The organism is Psychrobacter glacincola, from assembly GCF_904846215.1.
GTDB lineage: Bacteria > Pseudomonadota > Gammaproteobacteria > Pseudomonadales > Moraxellaceae > Psychrobacter > Psychrobacter glacincola.
The window spans coordinates 1-1613 of sequence record NZ_CAJGZK010000053.1 but is presented as its reverse complement, the minus strand read 5'-3'; the positions used below and the strand labels follow the sequence as shown (position 1 = coordinate 1613).

At 44.3% G+C, this 1613-nt stretch carries 2 protein-coding genes; one reads left to right on the top strand and one right to left on the bottom strand.

Features of this window, described 5'->3' with window-relative positions:
• The coding region (locus tag JMW90_RS13335; RefSeq protein WP_201564730.1) for a heme lyase CcmF/NrfE family subunit at window positions 1-844 on the bottom strand (844 nt) is incomplete at its 3' end.
• 204 nt (window positions 845-1048) lie between these two features.
• Here JMW90_RS13335 and cadR point away from each other — a divergent pair.
• A complete protein-coding gene (gene cadR, locus JMW90_RS13330; RefSeq protein WP_201564728.1) occupies window positions 1049-1459 on the top strand; it encodes a Cd(II)/Pb(II)-responsive transcriptional regulator in 411 nt (136 codons plus the stop codon).
• Window positions 1460-1613 lie beyond the last annotated feature (154 nt).

Sequence of the window (1613 nt, the reverse complement as noted above, 5' to 3'; positions counted from 1 at the left end):
TAGCCAGCATAATGGTCCATGCTTTAAAGACACCGCGCTTCTCAGTCACTGCCAACGAATGCAGCAAGGCTAAACCGGCAAGCCAAGGCATCAGTGAGGCGTTTTCTACAGGATCCCAAAACCACCAACCGCCCCAGCCAAGCTCGTAGTAGGCCCACCACGAGCCCAGTGCAATACCAATGGTCAAAAATCCCCAAGCCGCGAGCGCCCATGGACGTGACCAGCGTGTCCAAGCAGCATCTAAACGCCCTTCCCACAATGCCGCCATACAAAAAGCAAATGGCACCGCTAAGCCCACATAACCCATATATAACATGGGCGGATGAATAATCAGACCGAAATCTTGTAGGACAGGATTTAAATCAGCGCCATCGACCGCTAGATTGGGTAAGGTACGCTCAAACGGTGACGAGGTAAATATCAGCATCGTTAGCATCATTAACTGTACACCGGCCAAAATAACTAATACCCGCGCACGCATTGATAACGGCAAGCCGCGACTAAAGTATGATACCAGTGCACACCATGTGGCCATGATGGTCATCCATAGCAGCAAAGAGCCCTCGTGTCCGCCCCATGTCGCCGATAACTTATAGTACCAAGGCAACAGCGTATTAGAATGCTGCGCGACGTAACTGAGGCTAAAATCATTATAATAAAAACCTGCTATCAAAGCGCCAAATGACGTTATCATGGCGGCAAACTGTGCCCAAGCTAGGCTAGGGGCTAGTCGTTGCCAAGCAACTTGGTTACGAATAACACCAATAGTTGGCAGAATTACCTGCAATAACGCCAGTACAAAAGCGGTAAGCAAGGCAAAATAGCCCAATTCTGTAATCAACATACGGTCTAACCTTATTTACTCTAATGCGGTTGCAGTTTACTGTGGCGGTGGAATTTTTATTATTAGAACCCACCTTTGAATAATGATATTATGAACCCTATAGTGGCTTTAGAGTCAAGGTTATTTATCTACAGTTTCGTAATTTTAATTTCTCTAGCGCTAGTCTTTACAGCCACTTTAATTATTTAAATCATAGAGGTTGTTATGACAATCAAAATTGGTGAGCTCGCTAAACGCACAGGTGCCACAGTAGAAACCATTCGCTATTATGAAAAAGAGCGTTTATTACCCGAGCCTTTTCGTAGCAAAGGGAATTATCGTTTATATAATGAAGAGCACATTGAGCGTCTACAATTTATCCTACATTGCCGTACGCTCGATATGGCTTTAGATGATGTGCGAATCTTACTTGAATACTGGGAGTCGCCTGACAAGGACTGCGGCGATGTGAATAACTTGCTAGATGAGCACATTCATGCTGTGGAAATACGAATGGAAGAACTGATGCACTTAAAGCATCACTTGACCGTTTTGCGCCAGAAATGTGCAGGTAGTGCACAAGCGGTATCATGTGGCATCTTAAACGCGCTTGCCGATAATTCTTGTAATGAGTAATGATATCAGTAGTGTTCATTTCTGACGGATCAAATCATGAAAGGTTAAATACACCCTGATGTTAAGCACAAAAAAACCCAGCAATGATAGTAAGATCACTACTGGGTTGGAGAAAAGCAATAAATATGTTGTGCTGACTTCTCAGGTCTTATTT

Excerpts from the sequence above, each read along its gene's own strand:
- cadR (WP_201564728.1), top strand. The coding sequence starts at position 1,049 with ATGACAATCAAAATTGGTGAGCTCGCTAAACGCACAGGTGCCACAGTA.